The 3,039-nt window shown below is 45.7% G+C and carries 1 protein-coding gene; it reads right to left on the minus strand.

Annotation, left to right across the window (positions count from 1 at the left end; translation table 11 throughout):
• Positions 1-3,039, minus strand: a 3,039-nt coding sequence (locus KBW69_RS23210; RefSeq protein WP_257282502.1) for a hypothetical protein, incomplete at both ends; no start/stop codon positions are given.

Here is a 3,039-nt window from a genome sequence, read left to right on the forward strand (position 1 = left end):
TGGCCTTCACCTCTTTGCCTCTGGCAGAGAGATCTGACGCTTGGGCTAACCCCTGCTCAATCTTTGTCAGGGTGATGACATCCGTATCCTGATAGAGCTGTTCCAGAAATCCTCCATTCAATGCGCCCTCAATCTTTATCTGACTGAAGCTTGTCTCTCTGGAGGCCATGCTGCGTAACAACCGGTTCACAGGTTCCATTTGGGGCCACCCGGCCGGGTGATGGTTGTGTAATTGCATCCCGATTAATAATTGGTAGGCAAGCGGTATACCGGCAATGGCGGCTGGTAGCAGCAGCTCGAATGCTTTTTCATAGATCTTGAGCGCTTCTGATTTTCCAGACGGGAGTTTTTGGTTCAGGATGAACAACGCCTGAACCAGTTGTGCATAGGGGAAGTGGTTCTCATAAGCGGCCTGTTCCAGTCCTGTGCGCTGCTGACTGCCGAGGGTATTAGCCAGATTAATGGTGATGACCGGCTGGTCACCGGATGTATCTACAGAAACTCCGGAACAGGCCAATATTTGCAGGGTTTTTGTTTTTCCGTCCTCCAGTTGATTTTGCAATGTACCGAGTTTTGTATTGGGCGTAGGGTTTTCTTCAGAGCTTTCGCAATGTTGTGTCTTAATTGCCCTGTTCAGCTCACCCGAAAAGTTATGATTAACCTCCGTAAGCCAGTTTGATATTTCTATGGACTGAGACAAAGCCGTTTCAAAATCGATCATATTTGAGACAGACTTTTGGGCAGCGGCTTCTTGCTTTCTTTCTTTTGAGCGTTCAACAGGATCAGGTGCTGTTTTCTTATTATTATGGGCTACCGTAGATTGTTGATCATCAGGGTTTACTGCTACTTCGATATCGTTCTTTTCCGGTGCAGTTGCATGGTTGCTTATTTCTGGTTGGATCGTTTTTTTCTGTTTGTTTTTCTTTTTCTTTTTCTTTTTCTCCTTACAGGAACCTGGAGCCAAATCCTCTGTTTTCAGCCCCAGATCTTCAACATGGGTGATGGTGGCGACGGCTGCATGTTCATCAATGGTGTTTTGCCCCGATGCACTTTCAGCTGAAGGTTCGACGGCACCGGGTGCTGTTATTTTGGTTTGCGCTGCAACCATCGTAGGTTGCTCACTGGCATTATTTTCTGCCTTAATATTGCTTTCCTGTTTATTGTCAGGTTTTGGCTTGATATAGGGATGCAGAAATTCGGGTAACCTGAATGATTCTGACAAATCGCCGAACAGTGATCGTTGAATAATTGCCTGAACCTGTTGCTCAGTGTCACTCGCTAGCATGATTTTTAATGCATTTTCAGCATTTTGCACCCGTCGCTTTGAATCAATACCCGGGTAGGTTTGTTCAAGTTGCGTGTCCCGAAGCAGTTTTTCAACCATAGCGGGCAGGCTCGGTATGAGCAATTTGGAACCCGTAGCAAAAGGTTCTACACGCATAAAATCGAAATAACCTTCAGGACCGGCGGAAATGTCGATAGATAAAATGCGCCATTTTTTTGCCTGACAATGATCGTACCCAATAGTGTTTTCTCGGTTTTTGCCGGGAAAGCAATTGATCTTTAAGGTGTGCAGTAACACTTTGCCTTGCGATTCTTTTGGGCTGGCCAAAACCATAGTGTAAATGTTGTTGCGTCTTACGAAGGTGCCGGGCAGAGTGCGTCTTAGCTTGTCCTCTAAGGAGGCCGAAATCGTTTCCAGTCTTGTAATATCCTCAACTGCCAAATCAATATCATTAGTAACAGGTACCTTGCCAAGTTCGGTGGGTTTAACCGATGATGCAAGATGTTGCCATCTGGCTGAACCACCATAAATAAGAGCATCTTCGGTATCGGATATAATTCTGCGGGCTTCTGCATAAGTTTTTCTAAAAACAGGTGCGAGCACAACGAGTGCAGGAACGACATAGCGGATATCCTGTTTTTTAACTAAAAATGCGCCCTCGGAATAATTTTTTAAATGATCATCGAAAGACTGTAATTTATCATTTATCGTTGATGTGGAGAGGTCCGGAGCTATGAAGGAAATATATTTACTGGCAGAGTCTTGCCAGAAAAAAACCACTGATCCAAGAACGTTTTTGCTAATGTAGAGGGTTCCATCGGGGTTCTCTGTATCGTCGAACGGGTAGCAAACCAAGCCTAATTGATTGTAAAACCTGAACAGGTTATGTCCGTCTTTTTCCCGCATGAATTCATCGGGTGCAGTCAACACCTGTTTTAGCACCTCGCTGGCAGAAGTTATGGATTGGCAGCAAAGGCCTTCCCAGCATAATAAAATATCTTTTTGCCATTGTGGAAACAGTTCCCATAAAGCATTTTCAGACTGACCGGTTCCCGGCCATTCTTTGCCTTGGTTATTTAAGCGGGAGCCGGTCAGGAAGTGAGTGAACCAGGCGTTGTTGTCACTGCGATGAGACAGTTTTACCACATGATTCTCGTGAAACAGGAAGATATGGAGATCTTCAAGCTTACCCAAAGACTGGTGAGGCGAATGATTGTGGTTTTTATCATGGTTATAGCAGTGATATTTCTGACCATCAGGAACGATGACCTGTTCAGGAACGATGACCTGTAAAGAGTTTTGCAGAGCTTTCGATGCCAGCATCATGTGTTGCTGGTTTTTCGGATCAAAACCCCGGAGCATTTGGTCATATAATGTTTCACTTCCACCATCGGTTGGTTGGCATTGACGGAACAAGGTTTCAAACTTTTCCAAAGATGGAATACCCAACTGTTCTGACAGGAAATCCGATAAATAGCCCACTCTTTCAGGCCGAAGCCCATAGATCCTATTGAGAGTAATTAGGTGATCAAGCAAGGATGCTGAGGCGACTGCGTCTGCGGGCGTGACCGGATGGTTCCCATTCCTGGTCGGTGGTGGCGGCTCATTACCGTCAATATTTTTCCTACCGTCAGAGTGACTGCTTCGTTCACTTTTCTTGCCGTTTTGTTCGGCTTTTTTTTCAGAAGGGGAAGCCGGATCGGACTGGGACCGGGTCGGCCCGCTATTGCCCTGACCGCCAGAAAAAGTAATCA

The sequence above is a fragment of the Endozoicomonas sp. ISHI1 genome (genome assembly GCF_024606225.1).
GTDB lineage: Bacteria > Pseudomonadota > Gammaproteobacteria > Pseudomonadales > Endozoicomonadaceae > Endozoicomonas_A.